Here is a 558-nt window from a genome sequence, read left to right on the forward strand (position 1 = left end):
TGCCCTGGCCGCCCTGACCCTGGCCCCCGCCGCCCCCGCGGCCGCGGCCACGGCCACGGAGGAATCGATCCGGGTCATCTTCGCGTCCGAGTGGACCATGAGGGAATCGAACAGCCGGCTCGTGTGCCCGGCCAACGAGGTGATGATCGGCCGGAGTCACTACGGGGACGAGAACGGCTACACCACGTACTACTGCGGCCGAATCTACATCAACGATGAACAGGTCGTGGTGACACCGACCGGCGGGGACGCCACGATGAGAGAGCCCGATTCGTTCTACAGCACTCCGGGAGACGCGGTCATCATCGGCCGGGCGCACCGCGGGGACGAGAACGGCTACACCACGTACTACGCCGGCGCGCTGTCCTGGCAAGGAAAGACCGTGAGACTCACCTCCCGGCAGTGGACCGGGTCCGTGAGAGAGACCAGGCACACCTCGGGGTCCGTCATCGGCCGGGTCATGACCGGCCGATCGCACGCCGGGGACGAGAACGGCATGACCAATTACGAGTACGCCACGGTCACGATCGACGGCTGAGGCGTCCTGTCCTCACTCTC

The 558-nt window shown here is 66.7% G+C and carries 1 protein-coding gene; it reads left to right on the forward strand.

Translation table 11 applies throughout. The annotated features are described in order from the left end of the window. A partial coding sequence (locus ABD841_RS40650; RefSeq protein WP_344982428.1) for a hypothetical protein occupies window positions 1-538 on the forward strand: 538 nt, incomplete at its 5' end. Window positions 539-558 lie beyond the last annotated feature (20 nt).

Origin of the sequence: Streptosporangium fragile, assembly GCF_039534445.1 — a bacterium.
GTDB lineage: Bacteria > Actinomycetota > Actinomycetes > Streptosporangiales > Streptosporangiaceae > Streptosporangium > Streptosporangium fragile.